We start from the raw sequence: 869 nt of genomic DNA, 5'->3' as shown, positions 1-869 counted from the left end.
CTGGTAGATCGCGTCGGCCGAACCGGTGTACCAGCGCGGCCCGAGCCGCTGTTGCGCCGGCACCGGGGTGATGTATTCACCGGCCAGACCCGACAGGCGCCAGTTCTGACTGATGTGACGGTCCAGTGAATGCGACTTGTATTGCGTCAGAACGCAGATCCGAAGGTAGCGGGCGTTGACGAGGTTGGACAGCACGAAGTCGATCAGCCGGTAGGCACCGCCGAAGGGAACTGCAGGCTTGGCACGGTCGGGGTCAACGGGTACAGCCGTTTGCCCTCTCCCCCGGCCAGAACGATGCCCAGCACATGTGGCAACTCCCTCATGCGTCCAAACCTATCCGCCAACCAGCAGCGCGGCCAGCCAATGGCAACAGAAGTCTGCGCCGGGTGACGGGAGCTGCCGAGACCTACTACCGTCTCGGATATGCGGGTGGCCATGATGACTCGGGAATATCCACCCGAGGTGTACGGCGGTGCCGGTGTGCATGTCACCGAGCTCGTCGCACAATTGCGTCAGCTTTGCGACGTTGACGTGCACTGCATGGGCGCCCCGCGTGACGGAGCGTTCGTGGCGCAGCCCGACCCTGCGCTACGTGGCGCCAACCCAGCTCTGTCGACGCTGTCCGCCGACCTCAACATGGTCAATTCGGCGGCGGGGGCCACGGTCGTGCACTCGCACACCTGGTACGCCGGGATGGCCGGGCACCTGACCGGCCTGCTCTACGGCATCCCGCACGTGCTGACCGCCCATTCCCTCGAGCCGTTGCGCCCATGGAAGGCCGAGCAACTCGGCGGTGGGTACCGGGTGTCCTCGTGGGTGGAGCGCACCGCGATCGAAGCCGCCGACGCAGTGATCGCGGTGAGTTCCGG

The 869-nt window shown here is 65.8% G+C and carries 2 protein-coding genes and 1 pseudogene; 1 reads left to right on the top strand and 2 read right to left on the bottom strand.

Annotated features, from left to right (window positions below; translation table 11 throughout):
* Together IMZ11_RS42705 and IMZ11_RS45880 are read right to left on the bottom strand one after the other, a co-directional pair.
* Positions 1 to 222 (bottom strand): annotated as a pseudogene (locus IMZ11_RS42705) (sugar phosphate nucleotidyltransferase); the annotation flags it as partial.
* Positions 204 to 323 carry a sugar phosphate nucleotidyltransferase gene (locus IMZ11_RS45880; RefSeq protein WP_255708136.1) on the bottom strand — a complete coding sequence of 40 codons (120 nt, stop codon included), beginning with the start codon at positions 321 to 323 and terminating at the stop codon, positions 204 to 206. The pseudogene IMZ11_RS42705 and the gene IMZ11_RS45880, both read right to left, overlap by 19 nt.
* Before the next feature lie 112 nt (positions 324 to 435).
* Here IMZ11_RS45880 and IMZ11_RS42700 point away from each other — a divergent pair.
* Positions 436 to 869 (top strand): glycosyltransferase (locus tag IMZ11_RS42700; protein WP_255708134.1); only part of this gene is annotated, 434 nt, incomplete at its 3' end.

The sequence above is a fragment of the Microtetraspora sp. AC03309 genome (genome assembly GCF_020826795.1).
Taxonomy (GTDB): Bacteria; Actinomycetota; Actinomycetes; order Streptosporangiales; family Streptosporangiaceae; genus Microtetraspora; species Microtetraspora glauca.
Note: the sequence above shows the minus strand (reverse complement) of the source record. Positions and strands in the feature narration are given on the sequence as shown.